This window comes from Streptomyces hokutonensis, assembly GCF_000376565.1.
Taxonomy (GTDB): domain Bacteria; phylum Actinomycetota; class Actinomycetes; order Streptomycetales; family Streptomycetaceae; genus Streptomyces; species Streptomyces hokutonensis.
This window is the reverse complement of the sequence record NZ_BARG01000015.1, coordinates 56,927-73,843: the sequence shown is the minus strand read 5'-3', so window position 1 is coordinate 73,843 and position 16,917 is coordinate 56,927. Positions and strand designations below refer to the sequence as shown.

Genomic DNA, 16,917 nt, shown 5'->3' with positions numbered 1-16,917 from the left:
GTGGGTCGGTGCCGTGTCGGGGGGTGTCCGTCCTCGGAACGGCGCGGAATCGGTCTCGCAAGAATGTGAGGGTGTTGACGCGCCAACCGCTGCGGGCGGACACCCCCCGACACGTCACCTTCGCGCCGTACGCGGGTGGCCTGAGTACCCCCGGTTACGGGAGTGGCGGGTGTGTTCGCTGCCGTACTCTCGGAGCATGTCGCTCTACGCCGCGTACGCCGGCAATCTCGACGCGCGGCTGATGACCCGCCGCGCCCCGCACTCGCCGTTGCGTGCCACGGGCTGGCTGAACGGGTGGCGGCTGACCTTCGGTGGTGAGCACATGGGCTGGGAGGGTGCGCTCGCGACGATCGTGGAGGCGCCGCGCTCGCAGGTCTTCGTCGCGCTGTACGAGATCGCGCCGCCCGACGAGGACTCCATGGACCGCTGGGAAGGCGTCGGCCTCGATGTGTATCGGCGGATGCGGGTTCGCGTGCACACGCTCGACGGCGAGGAACCCGCCTGGGTGTACGTACTCAATGGGTATGAGGGCGGGCTGCCGTCGGCTCGTTATCTCGGGGAGCTGGCCGATGCCGCCGAGTCCGCCGGGGCGCCGCACGACTATGTGATGGAGCTGCGGAAGCGGCCCTGCTGAGGGCTTCCCACACACCGCGTTCGTCACGGGGCTCGTTGGAAACGACAAGACAACGATCGCAATCCCGTGAGCTCTGTCATCTACGCGCGTAGGCCCAGACCAGCTACCCTCAACCGCGTGAACGCATCTCTTCTTCCGGACGACATCCAGGGCGACCCCCACGCCGCCGCTGACGCCGCCGCCACGCGCCTGCGCGAACTGACGGGCGCCGAGACCCACGACGTCGCTCTTGTGATGGGCTCCGGCTGGGGGCCGGCCGTCGACGCGCTCGGCGTGCCCGAGGCCGACTTCCCCGTCACCGAGCTGCCCGGATTCCCGCCGCCGGCCGTCGAGGGCCACGGCGGGCGGGTCCGCTCGTACGCGATCGGTGACAAGCGCGCGCTGGTCTTCCTCGGCCGCACCCACTACTACGAGGGCCGCGGTGTCGCCGCCGTCGCGCACGGCGTCCGTACCGCCGTCGCCGCCGGCTGCAAGACCATCGTCCTGACCAATGGCTGCGGGGGGTTGCGGGAGGGCATGCGCCCGGGGCAGCCCGTTCTGATCAGCGACCACATCAATCTCACGGCCGCCTCCCCGATCATCGGCGCGAACTTCGTCGACCTGACCGACCTGTACTCGCCTCGGCTGCGGGCGCTCTGCAAGGAGATCGACCCCGGTCTTGAGGAGGGTGTCTACGCCCAGTTCCCCGGGCCGCACTATGAGACTCCGGCGGAGATTCGGATGGCTCGGGTCATCGGGGCGGACCTGGTGGGGATGTCCACGGTGCTGGAGGCTATTGCCGCGCGTGAGGCAGGTGCGGAGGTGCTGGGTATCTCCCTGGTGACGAACCTTGCCGCGGGGATGACGGGGGAACCGCTGAACCACGAGGAGGTTCTGCAGGCCGGGCGGGATTCCGCTACGCAGATGGGGTCGCTGTTGGCCCAGGTGCTGGGCAGGCTGTAGGCCTCGTACCAGGGGGCTCCGCCCCCTGGCCCCCCGGGAACCGAACCCGCAAACACCACGAGAGGTTGACCTGACGTGCACGACGACGATCTCATCGCGCGGGCCGAGACCTGGCTCGCCGAGGACCCCGACGCGGACACCCGGGAGGAGCTGGGGAAGCTCATCGACGCCGGGGACGTCACGGAACTCGCGGAGCGCTTCAGCGGCACCCTCCAGTTCGGCACCGCCGGCCTCCGCGGGGAACTCGGCGCCGGACCCATGCGGATGAACCGTGCCGTCGTCATCCGCGCCGCCGCCGGACTCGCCGCGTACCTCAAGCACAACGGCCACACCGACGGAGTCGTCGTCATCGGCTACGACGCCCGGCACAAGTCCGCGGACTTCGCCCGCGACACCGCAGCCGTGATGACCGGCGCGGGGCTGCGGGCTGCCGTGCTGCCCCGGCCGCTCCCCACCCCCGTACTCGCCTTCGCCATAAGGCACTTGGGCGCGATCGCGGGCGTGGAGGTCACCGCCAGCCACAACCCGCCCCGGGACAACGGCTACAAGGTCTACCTCGGCGACGGTTCCCAGATCGTGCCCCCGGCCGACGCGGAGATCGCCGCCGAGATCGAGGCGATCCGCTCGCTGCACGACGTGCCCCGCCCGGAGGACGGGTGGGAGATCCTCGACGACGCCGTCCTGGACGCCTATCTCGCCCGCACGGACGCCGTCCTGGCGCCCGCCTCCCCCCGCACCGCCCGTACCGTCTACACGGCGATGCACGGCGTCGGCAAGGACGTCCTGCTGGCCGCGTTCGCCCGCGCCGGCTTCCCCGAGCCGGTGCTCGTCGCCGAACAGGCCGAGCCCGACCCGGACTTCCCGACCGTCGCGTTCCCCAACCCGGAGGAGCCGGGCGCGATGGACCTCGCCTTCGCGCGGGCCCGCGCCACGGACCCCGACCTGATCATCGCCAACGACCCCGACGCCGACCGCTGCGCCGTGGCTGTGAAGGCCGACGGCGACTGGCGCATGCTTCGCGGCGACGAGGTCGGCTCCCTGCTCGCCGCGCACCTCGTACGGCGCGGCGCGCGGGGCGCCTTCGCCGAGTCGATCGTCTCCTCGTCCCTCCTCGGCCGTATCGCCGAGAAGGCGGGCCTGCCCTACGAGGAGACCCTCACCGGCTTCAAGTGGATCGCCCGGGTGGAGGGGCTCCGCTACGGCTATGAGGAGGCCCTCGGCTACTGCGTGGACCCGGACGGTGTGCGCGACAAGGACGGCATCACCGCCGCCCTGCTGATCACCGAGCTGGCGTCCGAGCTGAAGGAGGAGGGCCGCGATCTGCTGGACCTCCTCGACGATCTCGCCGTGGAGCACGGTCTGCACGCCACCGACCAACTCTCCGTACGCGTCGAGGACTTGACCGTCATCGCGGACGCCATGCGGCGGTTGCGCGAGCAGCCGCCGACCGAGCTGGCCGGGCTGGCCGTCACCAAGGCCGAGGATCTCACCGAGGGCACCGACAAGCTCCCGCCCACGGACGGCCTGCGCTACACGCTCGACGGTGCCCGCGTCATCGTCCGGCCCAGCGGCACCGAGCCCAAACTGAAGTGCTACCTGGAGGTCGTGGTCCCCGTGGCCGCGCACACCGACCTCCCGGCGGCCCGTGCGCGGGCGGCCGAGACCCTCGCCACGATCAAGCGGGACCTGTCGGCGGCGGCCGGTATCTGAGCCGTCGGCCGCGGTCGGACGGGGTGTCCCTGCCCGGGACACCCCGTCTTACTGTTCTGCCGCTCCACAGGACCTACAGCCAGCCCTGACGGACCGCCATCAGCACCGCCCACACGACCGCGAGCAGCGCGGCGTACGGCCACAGCGGGCGCCCGTGCTCCTCCTCCCCGCTCTCGCCGGTGGGCCGCAGGGCGGGGTCGGCGATCATCGCGGAGAGTTCGGCGGCGAGGGCGTCGTAGGGGTGGATACGGCCGCGCCTGCGCTGCAGCCGGGCCGAGTGCGGGGCCGCGACCACCCAGGAATCGCCGCCGCGCCAGCGGAGCTTCAGGTCGAACCCCTCGCGGCGGGCCGAGCGGAGGTCGTTCCAGGGAACGTGCCGCGGCTGGAGCAGTCCGTTCAGCCAGATGCCGGTGCGGTCGGCGGTGATGCGCCAGGACAGTTTCACCGGGATCCGGGTGGCACCGCGCAGACCTGCGAAGAGCAGTAGCGCTTGGTGCCAGAGACCCTCGCCGGCCGCGGCCCAGTAGAGCCAGACGCCGCACTGCGCCATCAGGAAGGCCGCCAGCCGGTCCACCGGGCCCGCCCGCCAGCGCCGTACCGGCACGGGCTCGGCGCTCCGCGCCGTCACGGCCGCGACCAGTTCCGCGTGCCGCGCGTCGCTCCGGGCCGCCCGGACCGCCGCCCGCTTCGCCCGCACGAGCCGCCGCCGCACCTCGGGCCCCGACAACGGCCGCACGGGCCCGGTCGACCACTGCGTTCGCGGCGCCCCGCCCGGCTTCGAGGGGGCGCTGACGAGGAGGATCTCGGCGCCGTCGTAGGGGGTGCCGTAGAGGACGGCCTCGCGGAGGGGGCCGAACCGCTCGGCGGGGAGACCGCCGCCGCCGAGGACGTCGTCCAGAACGTCGTCGACGACGACGTCGCGGGCGCTGGGGAGGGCGTCGGTGTCGTCGAGGTCGTCCGCGTCCTCCGGGTCCCTGTCGGTGCGGTCGACGGGGTCGGCGAGGTGGATACCGGCGGCGGTGTTGTCCGGGTCCGAGACCGCGACCCGGAACAGGGGCCGTAGCGCGGCCGTGTCGTCGGCGGCGAGGACCTCCGTGACGCCGTGCGCGGTCTCCCGGACCAGCACGCGCAGGACGGGGGCCGGAGCCTGCCGCAGCGCGCGGGCCCGCCGTCTGCCCAACACGCCGGACAGCAGGACGGTGAGGCCGAGTCCGATCACGTGGATGCCGGTCATCACGGCGGCCCGTCGGTCCTCGGCATGGGGGACGAGGGGTGCCAGGGCGGTCAGTACGGCCCCAGGGACGAGAAGGAACGTTCCGGCGCGGATGAGGAAACGGCCGCGGCGAACCGGCCGGTCGGCGTCGGGGAGACGGGCCGTGACGCCCTCCGACGCGGCGAGGGCCGCCTCCTGTTGCCGGGCACGCGCGCGTGCCCGGTATTCGGCGGGCGGCACGGAGAGCACCAGCGCCGGCAGGACGACACCGCCCAGCACCCACCAGGACGCGTGCGGCGGCCACGACGCGTACCCGGCCACCGCGACGAACAGGACCGCCGCCGTGTACCGGACGATCTCGGGCCGCCACAGCGCCCAGATCGCCTGGAGCGGCAGCACCGCCGCCAGATACGGGGGCAGACCGCCGTAGTACAGCAGCGCCGCCGCGGCCAGCCAGCCGCACAGCACCGCGAGCTTCACATGCACCAGCCGCAACCGCACCGACATCCGGCGCGGGGGCAGCGCCGCCGTCCACCGTCGCACCAGCTCGCCGCGCCAGCGGACGGCGCCCTCGGGTATCGCGGAGGCGGGCAGCCGCAGCGGCTGCCGGACGTTCGTGTCCATGACTTCCCGGAGACTCGGACCACGGGTGTGGTCGGCGTGGCTCGGCTTCGCCTCCGGGTGGGGGACCGCCGCCGCGGCCGAGTTCGGGTCGAATGATGACCCGGAAAGCTGTGAGAGCGGGACCGGTCCGGTCAGCCCGTCGCCAACAGGATCGCCAGCACTACGGCACCTGCGAGCGCCGGCGCGATCACCTCGTACGCCCAGCGCACCGTGACCTCGCCCTGCGCCGACTCCGCCTGCTCCCGGTTCTCCAGCAGCTCGTTCAGGTCGCTCATGATCTGGTCGGACTCCGCCCGCGCGGACTCACCGGCCGCGGCACCGCCGCCCACGCCCCCGCCGAAGCCCCCGAACCCGCCGAACCCGCCGCCGAAGGCCCCGGCCCTGCCGCCCCGGCCGGCCCTGCCGCCCCGGCCGGCCTGGCCGCCCGCCTCCGCCTTGGACCGCGCCTCGCGGCGCGCCGCCCGCTTGCGGCTGCGCAGCGAGACCGGGATCGCCCACAGCTGGAACTTGGTGCCGGACTTGGCGACGACCTCGTTCGACAGCCCCGACCGCAGCGCGGCCACCTCGCCCCACGGCACCACGACCAGCCGGAACGGGTTGCGCACGCGCAGCCGGTCGTCGTTGGCGTACACGGCGGGGCGGAACGTGAAGGCGACCACCAGCGGCACGACGAGGATCAGCCCCGCGAGCGCGAGCCACGGCGTGCGGCCGTTTCCCCGTACGAGCGCGTCGATGCCGAGCCAGAGCCCGATGGCGAGCAGCAGTACGCCGCCTGCGATGCCCATGGACGACCGGTAGACGCGGTCCGGGGGCTGGGGGGCGGGGGGCTCGTGGGGCGGGGTCGTCATGGTGCCGATTGTGCCTCAGGGCTGCGCCGTCTCGTCGTTGGGGACCTGTGCGTTCGCGGCTGCGGGTGTGTCGTGGTTGCTCGCGCAGTTCCCCGCGCCCCTTCAGGGCGCTCATCTCCCCGGGGTGTACAGCCGCTACGCGCGTAGATATGCTCGTCTTGTGACCATGCCCACCACTGCACCTGCTGCACACGCACTCGGCGAGGTAACGGCTTCCGACAGCACGCTGCGCCGTTTCCTCCACGGGCTGCCCGGCGTCGACGCGGTCGGCCTGGAGGCGCGTGCCGCCTCGCTCGGGACCCGTTCCATCAAGACCACCGCGAAGGCGTACGCCATCGACCTCGCCATCTCGATGGTCGACCTGACGACCCTGGAAGGCGCGGACACCCCCGGCAAGGTCCGGGCGCTCGGCGCCAAGGCGGTCCGCCCCGACCCGACCGACCGGACGAGCCCCTCGACCGCGGCCGTCTGTGTCTATCCCGACATGGTGGCCGTCGCCAAGGAGGCCGTCGCCGGTTCCTCCGTGAAGGTCGCCTCCGTCGCCACCGCCTTCCCGGCCGGCCGTGCCGCGCTCTCCGTGAAACTGGCCGACGTGCGCGACGCGGTCGCCGCCGGCGCCGACGAGATCGACATGGTCATCGACCGCGGGGCGTTCCTCGCGGGCAACTACATGAAGGTCTACGACGAGATCGTCGCCGTGAAGGAGGCGTCCGGGGCGGCCCGTCTCAAGGTCATCTTCGAGACCGGCGAGCTGTCGACGTACGACAACATCCGGCGCGCGAGCTGGCTCGGCATGCTGGCCGGCGCGGACTTCATCAAGACGTCGACGGGCAAGGTCGCCGTCAACGCGACGCCCGCGAACACCCTGTTGATGCTGGAGGCGGTGCGCGACTTCCGTGCCCAGACCGGCATCCAGGTCGGGGTGAAGCCCGCGGGCGGTATCCGTACCTCCAAGGACGCCGTCAAGTTCCTGGTCATCGTCAACGAGACGGCGGGCGAGGACTGGCTGGACAACCACTGGTTCCGCTTCGGCGCGTCCTCGCTCCTGAACGACCTGCTGATGCAGCGTCAGAAGCTGGCCACCGGCCGCTACTCCGGCCCCGACTACGTGACGGTGGACTGATCCACATGGCATCCACATCCGCATCCGCTTTTGAGTACGCTCCGGCGCCCGAGTCCCGCTCGGTCGTCGACATCGCGCCCTCCTACGGCCTGTTCATCGACGGCGAGTTCACCGAGGCGGCCGACGGCAAGGTCTTCAAGACCGTGTCCCCGTCCACCGAAGAGGTCCTGTCCGAGATCGCCCAGGCGGGCGAGGCGGACGTCGACCGCGCGGTGAAGGCCGCCCGCAAGGCCTTCGAGAAGTGGTCGGCGCTGCCCGGCTCCGAGCGCGCCAAGTACCTGTTCCGCATCGCCCGGATCATCCAGGAGCGCAGCCGCGAACTGGCCGTCCTGGAGACCCTGGACAACGGCAAGCCCATCAAGGAGACGAGGGACGCCGACCTGCCCCTGGTCGCCGCGCACTTCTTCTACTACGCGGGCTGGGCCGACAAGCTCGACCACGCAGGCTTCGGCGCGAACCCCCAGCCCCTCGGTGTCGCGGGCCAGGTCATCCCCTGGAACTTCCCCCTCCTGATGCTCGCGTGGAAGATCGCCCCGGCGCTGGCCACCGGCAACACGGTGGTCCTGAAGCCCGCCGAGACGACCCCGCTGTCCGCGCTCTTCTTCGCGGACATCTGCCGCCAGGCCGGCCTCCCCAAGGGTGTCGTCAACATCCTTCCGGGATACGGCGACACGGGCGCCGCGCTCGTCGCGCACCCGGACGTCAACAAGGTCGCGTTCACCGGCTCCACGGCCGTCGGCAAGGCGATCGCGCGCCAGGTGGCCGGCACGGACAAGAAGGTCACCCTCGAACTCGGCGGCAAGGGCGCGAACATCGTCTTCGACGACGCCCCCATCGACCAGGCCGTCGAGGGCATCGTCACCGGCATCTTCTTCAACCAGGGCCAGGTCTGCTGCGCGGGCAGCCGACTTCTCGTACAGGAGTCGGTCCAGGACGAGTTGATGGACTCGCTGAAGCGCAGGCTCTCCACCCTCCGCCTCGGCGACCCGCTCGACAAGAACACCGACATCGGCGCGATCAACTCCGCCGAGCAGCTCTCCCGGATCACCACGCTCGTCGAGCAGGGCGAGGCGGAGGGCGCCGAGCGCTGGTCCCCGGCCTGTGAACTCCCGTCCTCCGGCTACTGGTTCGCCCCGACGCTCTTCACGAACGTCACCCAGGCGCACACCATCGCCCGCGACGAGATCTTCGGCCCGGTGCTGTCCGTACTGACCTTCCGCACGCCCGAGGAGGCGGTCGCGAAGGCCAACAACAGCCAGTACGGCCTCTCCGCCGGCATCTGGACCGAGAAGGGCTCCCGCATCCTCGCCGTCGCGAGCAAGCTGCGCGCGGGCGTCATCTGGTCCAACACGTTCAACAAGTTCGACCCGACCTCGCCGTTCGGCGGCTACAAGGAGTCGGGCTTCGGCCGCGAGGGCGGTCGCCACGGCCTGGAGGCGTACCTCGATGTCTGACCGTCTCAGTGTGTTCAAGACCTACAAGCTGTACGTCGGGGGCAAGTTCCCCCGTAGCGAGAGCGGCCGGGTGTACGAGGTGACCGACTCCAAGGGCAAGTGGCTGGCCAACGCCCCGCAGGGGAGCCGTAAGGACGCCCGGGACGCTGTCGTGGCGGCCCGCAAGGCGTTCGGCGGCTGGTCCGGCGCGACGGCCTACAACCGGGGCCAGATCCTCTACCGCATCGCCGAGATGCTGGAGGGCCGCAAGGACCAGTTCGTCCGTGAAGTCGCGGACGCGGAGGGCCTGTCGAAGTCGAAGGCTTCCGTGGTCGTGGACGCGGCGATCGACCGCTGGGTCTGGTACGCGGGCTGGACCGACAAGATCGCCCAGGTGGTCGGCGGCGCGAACCCGGTGGCGGGCCCGTACTTCAACCTCTCCTCCCCCGAGCCGACGGGAGTGGTCACCGTCCTGGCCCCCCAGGAGTCGTCGTTCCTCGGGCTGATCTCGGTCGTGGCCCCGGTGATCGCGACCGGCAACACGGCCATCGTCGTCGCGAGCGAGAAGTCCCCGCTCCCCGCACTGTCGCTGGGCGAGGTCCTGGCCACCTCCGACCTCCCCGGCGGAGTCGTCAACGTCCTCTCCGGAAGGACGGCGGAGATCGCGGCCCCCCTCGCCGCCCACCAGGACGTCAACGCGATCGACCTCGCGGGCGCCGACGACGTACTGGCGAAGGAGCTGGAGATCGCGGCGGCCGACAACCTCAAGCGAGTTCTTCGTCCACAGCCTGTGGATTACAACGAGACTCCGGGCACCGAACGCCTGACAGCCTTCCTGGAGACGAAGACGGTCTGGCACCCGACGGGTTCACTGGGAGCTAGCGGCTCCTCGTACTGAGCGGGCTGCTCAGTAGGGGCGCGGGGAACTGCGCGACCAGCCACAACCGGACTCGCACCCGGCAACGAGACCGCAGCTCCCCGCCCCTCCCCCGAAATCGCTCAACCCCCCAGCACTCCCAACGCCTGCCCCACCACAGGAATCCTGCTGATCGACTCCGCCTCAGCGACAGGCGCGGTCAACATCTGCGAAGCAACCGGCTGGAAGTCGGCGAGCTGGGTCGCGACCCCGTTGTCGAGCGGATCAACTCCCGTCCCCGCAAGCGGGTTGGGCTTGAGCCCGGCAACAGGCCCGGTGACATACCCCACCGTGCCGGTCACCGCCTGGAGCCCCGCCGCAGGGTCGATCTTGCCCAGCGAGGTGGGCCGCGTCCGCATCACGTCGACGACCGGCGCGGTGTCCGCGGAGGCCGTCGCCGCGCCCGCGCCCAGGGCGACTCCGGCCGTCGCGAGGGCGACCAGGGCGCGCTGGGCGTTCGGGTGCTGGGAGGACGTGTGTCGTGCCATTGCTGGTGCCACCTTCTGGTGCGCAGGGTAATCAGGTCAGCACGAAGGGTAGTTGACGTGTGATGCGCGTTCCAATGCCGACCCGCGGGGTCGGCAGGACGTACGGAATACGTCAAACTGGTGTCCCGTGAGCATCCTTTCCCCGTCACCGGCCCGTGTCGTGCTGCTGTGCGGCCCCTCGGGTTCCGGCAAGTCCCTCGTCTCGGCCCGCTCCGGTCTCCCCGTGCTGCGGCTCGACGACTTCTACAAGGAGGGAGACGACCCGACGCTGCCACTGGTGGCGGGGAGTTCGGACATCGACTGGGACCATCCCGACTCCTGGGACGCGGAGGTCGCGGTCACCGCGATCGTCGAGCTGTGCCGCACGGGTCGTACTGATGTGCCGGTCTACGACATCTCGCTGAGCGCCCGTACGGGTACGGAGGCGGTCGATGTGGGCCGGACGCCGTTGTTCATAGCGGAGGGCATCTTCGCCGCCGAGGTCATCACCCGCTGCCGTGAGCTGGGTGTCCTCGCCGACGCGCTGTGCCTGAGCCGCGGACCTGTGCGCACCTTCCGCCGCCGCTTCCTGCGGGATCTGCGGGAGGGCCGTAAGTCCGTGCCGTTCCTGTTGCGGCGCGGCTGGCGGCTGATGCGGCTGGAGCGGTCGATCGTGGCCCGGCAGACGACACTCGGCGCGTACGCGTGCGACAAGGACGAGGCCTTGGGCCGGCTGGCAGCGGCGGCGGTAGGCCGGCGTCCGGCGGCGGTTCCCGCACCCGCACCCACGCCCACCAGCTGACGCCACGCACGAAAAAGCGGGACTGGACGGACCCCCCGGCCCTCCAGTCCCGCTCTCCCTTTTCCCCCGTGGTACTTCCCCCGTGATTCCCCCCCAGGACCCCGTCGGCGCCCCCCAGCGCCGATCCCCCGTGGTCCCTTCGTGCTCCCCCGTTCCCCACTTCCCCCCGACCCTCAGGCGACGAGCTCCCCGAAGGCGTCCTCCTCGTCACGGCCGAAGCTGAGGACCTCGTCCTCGCGCATGCGGCGGAGCGACCGCCAGATGCTGGACTTCACCGTGCCGACACTGATGTCGAGGATCTCCGCGATCTCCGGGTCCGTGCGGCCCTCGTAGTAACGGAGGACCAGCATGGTGCGCTGGAGTTCGGGCAGCCGGGCCAGCGCCTGCCACAGGACCGCGCGCAGTTCGGTGCCGCGCATCGCGTCCGTGTCGCCGGGCGTCTCCGGCAGTTCCTCGGTCGGGTACTCGTTCAGCTTGCGGCGGCGCCACGCGCTGATGTGCAGGTTCGTCATGGTGCGGCGGAGGTAGCCCCCGACCGCGGCCTTGTCGCTGATCCGGTCCCAGGCCTTGTACGTCGAGAACAGCGCGCTCTGCAGCAGGTCCTCGGCCTCGAAGCGGTCACCGGTCAGGTGGTAGGCGGTCGCGTACAGGGAGGCGCGGCGCTCCTGGACGTAGGCGGTGAACTCCGCCTCCGACAGCGAACGACGCTCCCCCGTGTCCTCCCTGTACCCGCTTCCCCCGTGCGCTTCCCCCGTGTGTGCGTCGACCACCGTCATGTAACCGGTGTGCTGACGCCCGGCACCGCGAACGCACCCCCGCCCGCTCACGGCACCGGACTTCTCGGAACCCCGGGTGACGTCGTGCAGACGCGTGATGACTGCGTTGTTGCTGGTGCTGTGCAGCGTGCTCATCTCGCGCCCCCCGTAGTGGACTTGCCCGGTGTTCGGATCTTCCGGCTCGGTTCCTTCGTGGTTCCTTGCCTGTGACGAAAATCCTGCCGGGGTCACTTCATGGACGTGTCCGCCGACTGTCACAGACCTGTCACAGGGGTCCCCCTCTGCGGCTGCCCTCAGAAAACGGACAGTCCGGTCACAGAAAGGAGCGCTACGGGCGCGTACCCGTGCAGGTGTCGAAACACCGCCCCCACATGGGCCAGAATGAGGCCCGTGCCTTCCCTGTTGCTGATCGAGGACGACGACGCCATCCGGACGGCCCTGGAGCTCTCGCTGACGCGCCAGGGACACCGGGTAGCCACCGCTGCCAGCGGCGAGGACGGTCTGAAGCTGCTGCGTGAGCAGCGGCCGGACCTGATCGTGCTGGATGTGATGCTGCCCGGCATCGACGGTTTCGAGGTGTGCCGGCGCATCCGGCGCACGGACCAGCTGCCGATCATTCTGCTCACCGCGCGCAGCGACGACATCGACATCGTCGTCGGACTGGAGTCCGGCGCCGACGACTACGTGGTCAAACCCGTGCAGGGGCGGGTGCTGGACGCCCGCATCCGGGCCGTGCTGCGGCGCGGCGAGCGGGAGGCCAACGACGCGGCCTCGTTCGGTTCGCTGGTCATCGACCGGGCCGCGATGACGGTCACGAAGAACGGCGAGGACCTCCAACTCACGCCCACCGAGCTGCGGTTGCTGCTCGAACTGAGCCGGCGGCCCGGACAGGCCCTGTCCCGGCAGCAGTTGCTGCGCCTGGTGTGGGAGCACGACTACCTCGGTGACTCGCGGCTGGTGGACGCCTGCGTCCAGCGGCTGCGCGCCAAGGTCGAGGACGTGCCCTCGTCCCCGACGCTCATCCGTACCGTGCGCGGCGTCGGTTACCGCCTGGACTCGCCTCAGTGACCGACGCACCAGGGGGGATCCGCGGCTGGCGCCCGGGTCGTAAGGGAGTTCTGTGGCGGCTGCGGTTCACCAGCCTGCGCCTGCGGCTGGTGGTCGTCTTCGGCCTGGTCGCGCTGACCGCCGCCGTGTCCGCGTCCGGCATCGCCTACTGGCTCAACCGCGAGGCCGTCCTCACCCGCGCCCAGGACGCGGTACTGCGCGACTTCCGGCAGGAGATGCAGAACCACGCCGGCGCCCTGCCGTTGCACCCCACGCAGGACGAACTGATGCGCACGGCCGGCCAGATGGCCAACAGCAGCCAGCGCTTCAGCGTCCTGCTGGTCGCCGAGGACTCCGACGCCAAGACGGTCTACGGCAACTCCGGCGGCCTGAACGGGTTTTCGCTGGAGGACGTGCCCAAGTCGCTGCGCACGGCGGTGAACAAGCAGCAGTCGGTGACCGACGGCAACAAGGAGCCGTACCACCTGTACTGGCAGCGGGTCACCGAGCACGGCACACCGTTCCTGGTGGCCGGTACGCGGATGATCGGCGGCGGACCGACGGGCTACATGCTCAAGTCGCTTGAGCCGGAGGCGAAGGATCTCAACTCCCTCGCCTGGTCGCTCGGTATCGCCACCGGGCTCGCGCTGATCGGTTCCGCGCTGCTCGCGCAGGCCGCCGCGACGACCGTCCTCAAGCCCGTGCACCGCCTCGGCATCGCGGCGCGCAGGCTCGGCGAGGGCAAGCTCGACACGCGACTGCGGGTCTCCGGCACGGACGAACTCGCCGAACTCTCAAGGACGTTCAACCAGACCGCCGAGGCGCTGGAGAAGCGGGTCGCCGACATGGCCGCCCGCGACGACGCCTCGCGCCGTTTCGTGGCCGACATGTCCCACGAGCTGCGGACTCCACTCACCGCGATCACGGCCGTGGTCGAGGTCCTGGAGGAGGAACTCGACGCCGAGACCGGCAGCGTGGACCCGATGATCGAGCCCGCCGTACGGCTCGTGGTCAGCGAGACCAAGCGGCTCGGCGACCTCGTCGAGAACCTGATGGAGGTCACCCGCTTCGACGCGGGCACCGCCCGGCTCGTCCTCGACGACGTCGACATCGCCGACCAGATCACCGCCTGCATCGACGCCCGCGCCTGGCTCGACGCCGTCGACCTCGACGCCGAGCGCGGCATCCACTCCCGGCTCGACCCGCGCCGCCTCGACGTCATCCTCGCCAACCTCATCGGCAACGCCCTCAAGCATGGCGGCTCGCCGGTCCGGGTGTCGGTCCGCCTGGAGGACGACGACCTCGTCATCGCGGTCCGCGACCACGGCCCCGGCATCCCCGAGGACGTCCTCCCGCACGTCTTCGACCGCTTCTACAAGGCGAGCGCCTCCCGCCCCCGCTCCGAGGGCAGCGGTCTCGGCCTCTCCATCGCCCTGGAGAACGCCCACATCCACGGCGGCGACATCACGGCCGCCAACTCCCCCGACGGCGGCGCGGTGTTCACCCTGCGGCTGCCGAGGGACGCCTCCGTGCTCACGGAGGAGACGGACAAGGGCGAGGCCGAAGGGGACAGTTCGAAGGGGGACGCCTCATGAAGGCACGCGGGTTGCTGACTCTCCCCCTCCTCGCACTGCTGCTCACCGGCTGCGGGATCCGCGCCACGGAGGTGCCGACCGACTTCGGGCCCGCGCCCTCGATGGTGCCCTGCACGCTCACCGAGCCGGACGTGTCGACGCAGGCCGCGCGCGGGGTGCCCGTGCAGGTGTTCCTGCTGTGCGGGTCGTCGCTGGTGACCGTCGACCGGACCGTACAGGTGCCGGACGGCACCGCGGACGTGCAGCGGCGCGTGATCGTGGCGCAGGGGCTGCTGGACCAGCTCGCGCAGTCGCCGTCGCCGGGCGAGAAGGACGCCCGGTACACGACCGACGTACGCGGCGGCATGTCCGTGAGCGGACCGCGCGCCAAGGACCCCAAGGACGCGCTGCGGCTGAGCAATTCACCGGCCGACCTGACGTCGTACGCGCTCGCCCAGATCGTCTGCACCTTCTCCGACTCGGCCGCCGCCGAGGGCGACGGCTCCGTCATCCTCGGCGGCCCGGGCAACGCCCCCCTGCGCCGCTACGAATGCACGGACGACGTCCGCTCCTCTCCCGGCACCAAGCCGCCGCCCTCCACCGAGGTGACGGGCGGCTGACGGGGCCCGTGGGCTCCGAATCGGCCTGGCTCAACCTCGATGATGCCGCTCGGCGTCACGGTCGACGGTCGAGTGCGGCGGCCAGTCGCGCGCCTGGGTCGCCGGTGAGGCTGCGGCGGGACCGTCCGGTCGGCCATGTCGAGATCCCGTCGTCCACCCACCGGGGAACGACGTGGAAGTGCAGGTGCGGGACGGACTGTTCCGACCCCGGTCCGCAGGCGCTCAGGATGTTGACGCCCGAGGCGTCCAGGGCGGTGCGCATGGCCGCGGCCACGCGTTGGACCAGCGACATCGACGCCGTCAGGGCATCGGGCGGGCACTCGAACACATCCGTGAAGTGGCGGGTGGGGACGACCAGCGTGTGCCCCGGCGCGAGCGGGTTCAACGGCGTGAAGGCGCAGGCTTCGGCCGCACGGGCCACCCAGTGTGCGCTGCCCTCATCGATGAGGCGGCAGAAGACGCAGTCCACACCGCCGCCCCTGTCGCTCACGAGGCTCCGTCGGGAGCGGCCGCTTGCCTTGGCCGGCGGAACTCTCTGACGGTGAGGGCTGCCGCGCCGGCCGTCCCGAGGAGCGGCACCACGGGGAGCAGGATCGAGCTGCTCCGTGAGACGAAGCCGGTGTCCACCACGTCGTAGCTTCCCCAGGGAGTCCGTGCGGCTCTGACGGTCTCGCCCTCGTGGCCGTTGTACGAGACCTTCGCGGTGCGCGCGTTCGTAGTGCTCCGCGTGTTCTGCACCGGGCCGCTGCACACGGTGTAGGAGCCGCCCTTCCCGCCCTCCTCCTGGTGGCACTCCGCGAGCCGGATTTCGACGGCGCTCCCCGACAGGTTCAGCTTCGCGATGCCGGTGAGCACACACCATGCCGTCGCTGCCGCGCACAGCAGTGTGAGCGCCGTATAGCCGACGACCGCGCGCACCCTCCCCTTTGGCATGGGCCAATCATGCCGCCTCCTCCGCAAAAGCACCCCGGAGGTGAACGAGCCGGAAAAGAGGGGTGTGGCGGAAGCCTCAGCCTGGTGCTTGGGCCCTACCCGGAACCGATCGTGCCGGAGGGGGCGTCTAGTGGGGCGTGCAGCGTCAAGGCTCCATCGGCGGCAGTGCCGCGATTCGCGTCCGTGTGACAGGAGGTGTCCTCCTCGTCGCACATCTCGTGCTCGTCGCCTGGGTCACGCTGCGCCCGCGGGACGTCCCCTGGGTGATGCCGCCGAACCTGCACCCGCTGGCCAGTATCCGGGCCGATCTGGCACTGGGCTGGCCGGAGGCGACGAAGCGGATCGGTGAGGGCCTCGCGCTGCTGGCCCCGCTGGGCGTCCTGCTCCCGATGGTGAGCGGCCGGCTGCATGTCTCGCCGCTCGCGTCCCTGATCCGTACGGTCGCCGCCGGCGCCCTGATCTCCCTGGGCATCGAACTGCTCCAGACCGGCGTGCCGGGCCAGGTCGTCGACGTCGACTCGCTGCTCATGAACACGGTGGGCGTGGCCCTCGCGCACGCCGCGATCGTCCCCGCCGCCCGCGTCTGGCTCCGCCGCAGGGGCGAGAGCCCCCTCCCCGCGCCCCTCCTCCAGGAGGAAGCGCCTCAGGGACGGACCCCGACGATTCCCAGGGTCGGCATCGCACCGTAGAGCGACGCCCGTCGGCCCCCGCCTCCGTACCGTTGAAGGCAGATGGGCAACCCGCCCACACCAACGAACGCCCAGGGCCCACCAAGGGCCGGTGTCCCCACGCGTCGGCCGGGAGAGAGCCGCAGGGGGCGCGCCGGTGTCGAGAGTGCGAACGCGCGGAGGCGCGAAGCGTCGAGCACGATCGTGCTCTCGACACCGGCTGAGGCGCCCCCGAAGGCGAACGACCCAAAAAGAAGGAGTGCCCATGATGACCGCCATTGCCCGCCCCACCCAAGGCCGCATGATCGGCGGAGTGTGCGCAGCGCTGGCGCGGCGCTTCGGTACCTCCGCGACCACGATGCGGGTGATCTTCCTGCTCTCGTGTCTGCTGCCCGGGCCGCAGTTCCTGCTCTACATCGCGCTGTGGATCCTGTTCCCGTCCGAGGACAAGGTGCGCACCGAGGCCTGGTGAGCCACCGAAACCCGCAAAGGCCCGGCGCGCGTACGCCGATGGGGCGCACCCCTCGTCCGGGGGCGCGCCCCATCGGCGCGTTCGGGGGTGGGCTCGGCCCAGCGGGTCCGAGCCC

At 71.2% G+C, this 16,917-nt stretch carries 18 protein-coding genes; 12 read left to right on the top strand and 6 right to left on the bottom strand.

Features of this window, described 5'->3' with window-relative positions:
• Positions 1 to 196 precede the first annotated feature (196 nt).
• From SSP08S_RS07425 to SSP08S_RS07415, 3 genes are all read left to right on the top strand, one after another.
• A complete protein-coding gene (locus SSP08S_RS07425) occupies positions 197 to 634 on the top strand; it encodes a gamma-glutamylcyclotransferase family protein (RefSeq protein ID WP_019066947.1) in 438 nt (145 codons plus the stop codon).
• Between the two features lie 117 nt (positions 635 to 751).
• On the top strand, positions 752 to 1,576 hold the full coding sequence (locus SSP08S_RS07420) for a purine-nucleoside phosphorylase (protein ID WP_019066946.1): 825 nt from the start codon (positions 752 to 754) through the stop codon (positions 1,574 to 1,576).
• Between the two features lie 75 nt (positions 1,577 to 1,651).
• On the top strand, positions 1,652 to 3,286 hold the full coding sequence (locus SSP08S_RS07415) for a phospho-sugar mutase (protein WP_019066945.1): 1,635 nt from the start codon (positions 1,652 to 1,654) through the stop codon (positions 3,284 to 3,286).
• Positions 3,287 to 3,359: 73 nt separating this feature from the next.
• Here the strand turns inward: SSP08S_RS07415 and SSP08S_RS07410 are convergent, their stop codons facing one another.
• Positions 3,360 to 5,123 carry a hypothetical protein gene (locus SSP08S_RS07410; RefSeq protein ID WP_019066944.1) on the bottom strand — a complete coding sequence of 588 codons (1,764 nt, stop codon included), beginning with the start codon at positions 5,121 to 5,123 and terminating at the stop codon, positions 3,360 to 3,362.
• A 131-nt stretch (positions 5,124 to 5,254) separates the two neighbouring features.
• The gene (locus tag SSP08S_RS07405) at positions 5,255 to 5,971 is read right to left on the bottom strand and encodes a PH domain-containing protein (RefSeq protein WP_019066943.1); all 717 of its coding nucleotides are present in this window, start codon (positions 5,969 to 5,971) and stop codon (positions 5,255 to 5,257) included.
• A 166-nt stretch (positions 5,972 to 6,137) separates the two neighbouring features.
• On the opposite strand from SSP08S_RS07405, the gene deoC reads away from it, so the two are divergent.
• From deoC to SSP08S_RS07390, 3 genes are read left to right on the top strand one after another with little or no spacing between them, the layout of a single operon-like run.
• Positions 6,138 to 7,094 (top strand): deoxyribose-phosphate aldolase, encoded by a 957-nt coding sequence (gene deoC / locus SSP08S_RS07400; RefSeq protein ID WP_043259309.1) that lies wholly within the window; start codon positions 6,138 to 6,140, stop codon positions 7,092 to 7,094.
• Positions 7,095 to 7,099: 5 nt separating this feature from the next.
• Positions 7,100 to 8,548 (top strand): aldehyde dehydrogenase family protein, encoded by a 1,449-nt coding sequence (locus SSP08S_RS07395; RefSeq protein WP_019066941.1) that lies wholly within the window; start codon positions 7,100 to 7,102, stop codon positions 8,546 to 8,548.
• The gene (locus SSP08S_RS07390) at positions 8,541 to 9,425 is read left to right on the top strand and encodes an aldehyde dehydrogenase family protein (RefSeq protein WP_026178271.1); all 885 of its coding nucleotides are present in this window, start codon (positions 8,541 to 8,543) and stop codon (positions 9,423 to 9,425) included. The genes SSP08S_RS07395 and SSP08S_RS07390 overlap by 8 nt, the downstream gene beginning before the upstream one ends.
• Before the next feature lie 101 nt (positions 9,426 to 9,526).
• Here SSP08S_RS07390 and SSP08S_RS07385 read toward each other — a convergent pair whose 3' ends face one another.
• A complete protein-coding gene (locus SSP08S_RS07385) occupies positions 9,527 to 9,931 on the bottom strand; it encodes a hypothetical protein (protein WP_019066939.1) in 405 nt (134 codons plus the stop codon).
• Between the two features lie 127 nt (positions 9,932 to 10,058).
• Between SSP08S_RS07385 and SSP08S_RS07380 the strand changes: the two genes are divergently transcribed.
• A complete protein-coding gene (locus SSP08S_RS07380) occupies positions 10,059 to 10,712 on the top strand; it encodes a uridine kinase family protein (protein ID WP_019066938.1) in 654 nt (217 codons plus the stop codon).
• Between the two features lie 173 nt (positions 10,713 to 10,885).
• Here SSP08S_RS07380 and SSP08S_RS07375 read toward each other — a convergent pair whose 3' ends face one another.
• Positions 10,886 to 11,623: a SigE family RNA polymerase sigma factor gene (locus tag SSP08S_RS07375; protein ID WP_019066937.1), complete on the bottom strand. Its 738-nt coding sequence runs from the start codon at positions 11,621 to 11,623 to the stop codon at positions 10,886 to 10,888.
• 255 nt (positions 11,624 to 11,878) lie between these two features.
• Here SSP08S_RS07375 and afsQ1 point away from each other — a divergent pair, with 255 nt between their 5' ends.
• Genes afsQ1 through SSP08S_RS07360 form a run of 3 tightly spaced genes read left to right on the top strand, consistent with a single transcriptional unit; the run spans position 11,879 to position 14,729 of the window.
• The gene (afsQ1, locus tag SSP08S_RS07370) at positions 11,879 to 12,556 is read left to right on the top strand and encodes a two-component system response regulator AfsQ1 (protein ID WP_019066936.1); all 678 of its coding nucleotides are present in this window, start codon (positions 11,879 to 11,881) and stop codon (positions 12,554 to 12,556) included.
• Positions 12,553 to 14,130 carry an ATP-binding protein gene (locus SSP08S_RS07365; protein WP_019066935.1) on the top strand — a complete coding sequence of 526 codons (1,578 nt, stop codon included), beginning with the start codon at positions 12,553 to 12,555 and terminating at the stop codon, positions 14,128 to 14,130. Before afsQ1 ends, SSP08S_RS07365 begins: the two co-directional genes overlap by 4 nt.
• Positions 14,127 to 14,729: a hypothetical protein gene (locus tag SSP08S_RS07360; protein WP_019066934.1), complete on the top strand. Its 603-nt coding sequence runs from the start codon at positions 14,127 to 14,129 to the stop codon at positions 14,727 to 14,729. Before SSP08S_RS07365 ends, SSP08S_RS07360 begins: the two co-directional genes overlap by 4 nt.
• Before the next feature lie 55 nt (positions 14,730 to 14,784).
• Here the strand turns inward: SSP08S_RS07360 and SSP08S_RS07355 are convergent, their stop codons facing one another.
• Both SSP08S_RS07355 and SSP08S_RS07350 read right to left on the bottom strand, forming a co-directional pair.
• Entirely contained in the window at positions 14,785 to 15,219 is a 435-nt protein-coding gene (locus SSP08S_RS07355; RefSeq protein WP_019066933.1) for an HIT family protein, read from the bottom strand.
• A complete protein-coding gene (locus SSP08S_RS07350) occupies positions 15,216 to 15,662 on the bottom strand; it encodes a hypothetical protein (RefSeq protein WP_026178270.1) in 447 nt (148 codons plus the stop codon). Before SSP08S_RS07350 ends, SSP08S_RS07355 begins: the two co-directional genes overlap by 4 nt.
• Before the next feature lie 137 nt (positions 15,663 to 15,799).
• On the opposite strand from SSP08S_RS07350, the gene SSP08S_RS07345 reads away from it, so the two are divergent.
• Both SSP08S_RS07345 and SSP08S_RS07340 read left to right on the top strand, forming a co-directional pair.
• Positions 15,800 to 16,351: a VanZ family protein gene (locus SSP08S_RS07345; protein WP_026178269.1), complete on the top strand. Its 552-nt coding sequence runs from the start codon at positions 15,800 to 15,802 to the stop codon at positions 16,349 to 16,351.
• Positions 16,352 to 16,598: 247 nt separating this feature from the next.
• Positions 16,599 to 16,802, top strand: a complete 204-nt coding sequence (locus SSP08S_RS07340; RefSeq protein WP_026178268.1) for a PspC domain-containing protein — start codon at positions 16,599 to 16,601, stop codon at positions 16,800 to 16,802.
• Positions 16,803 to 16,917: the final 115 nt, after the last annotated feature.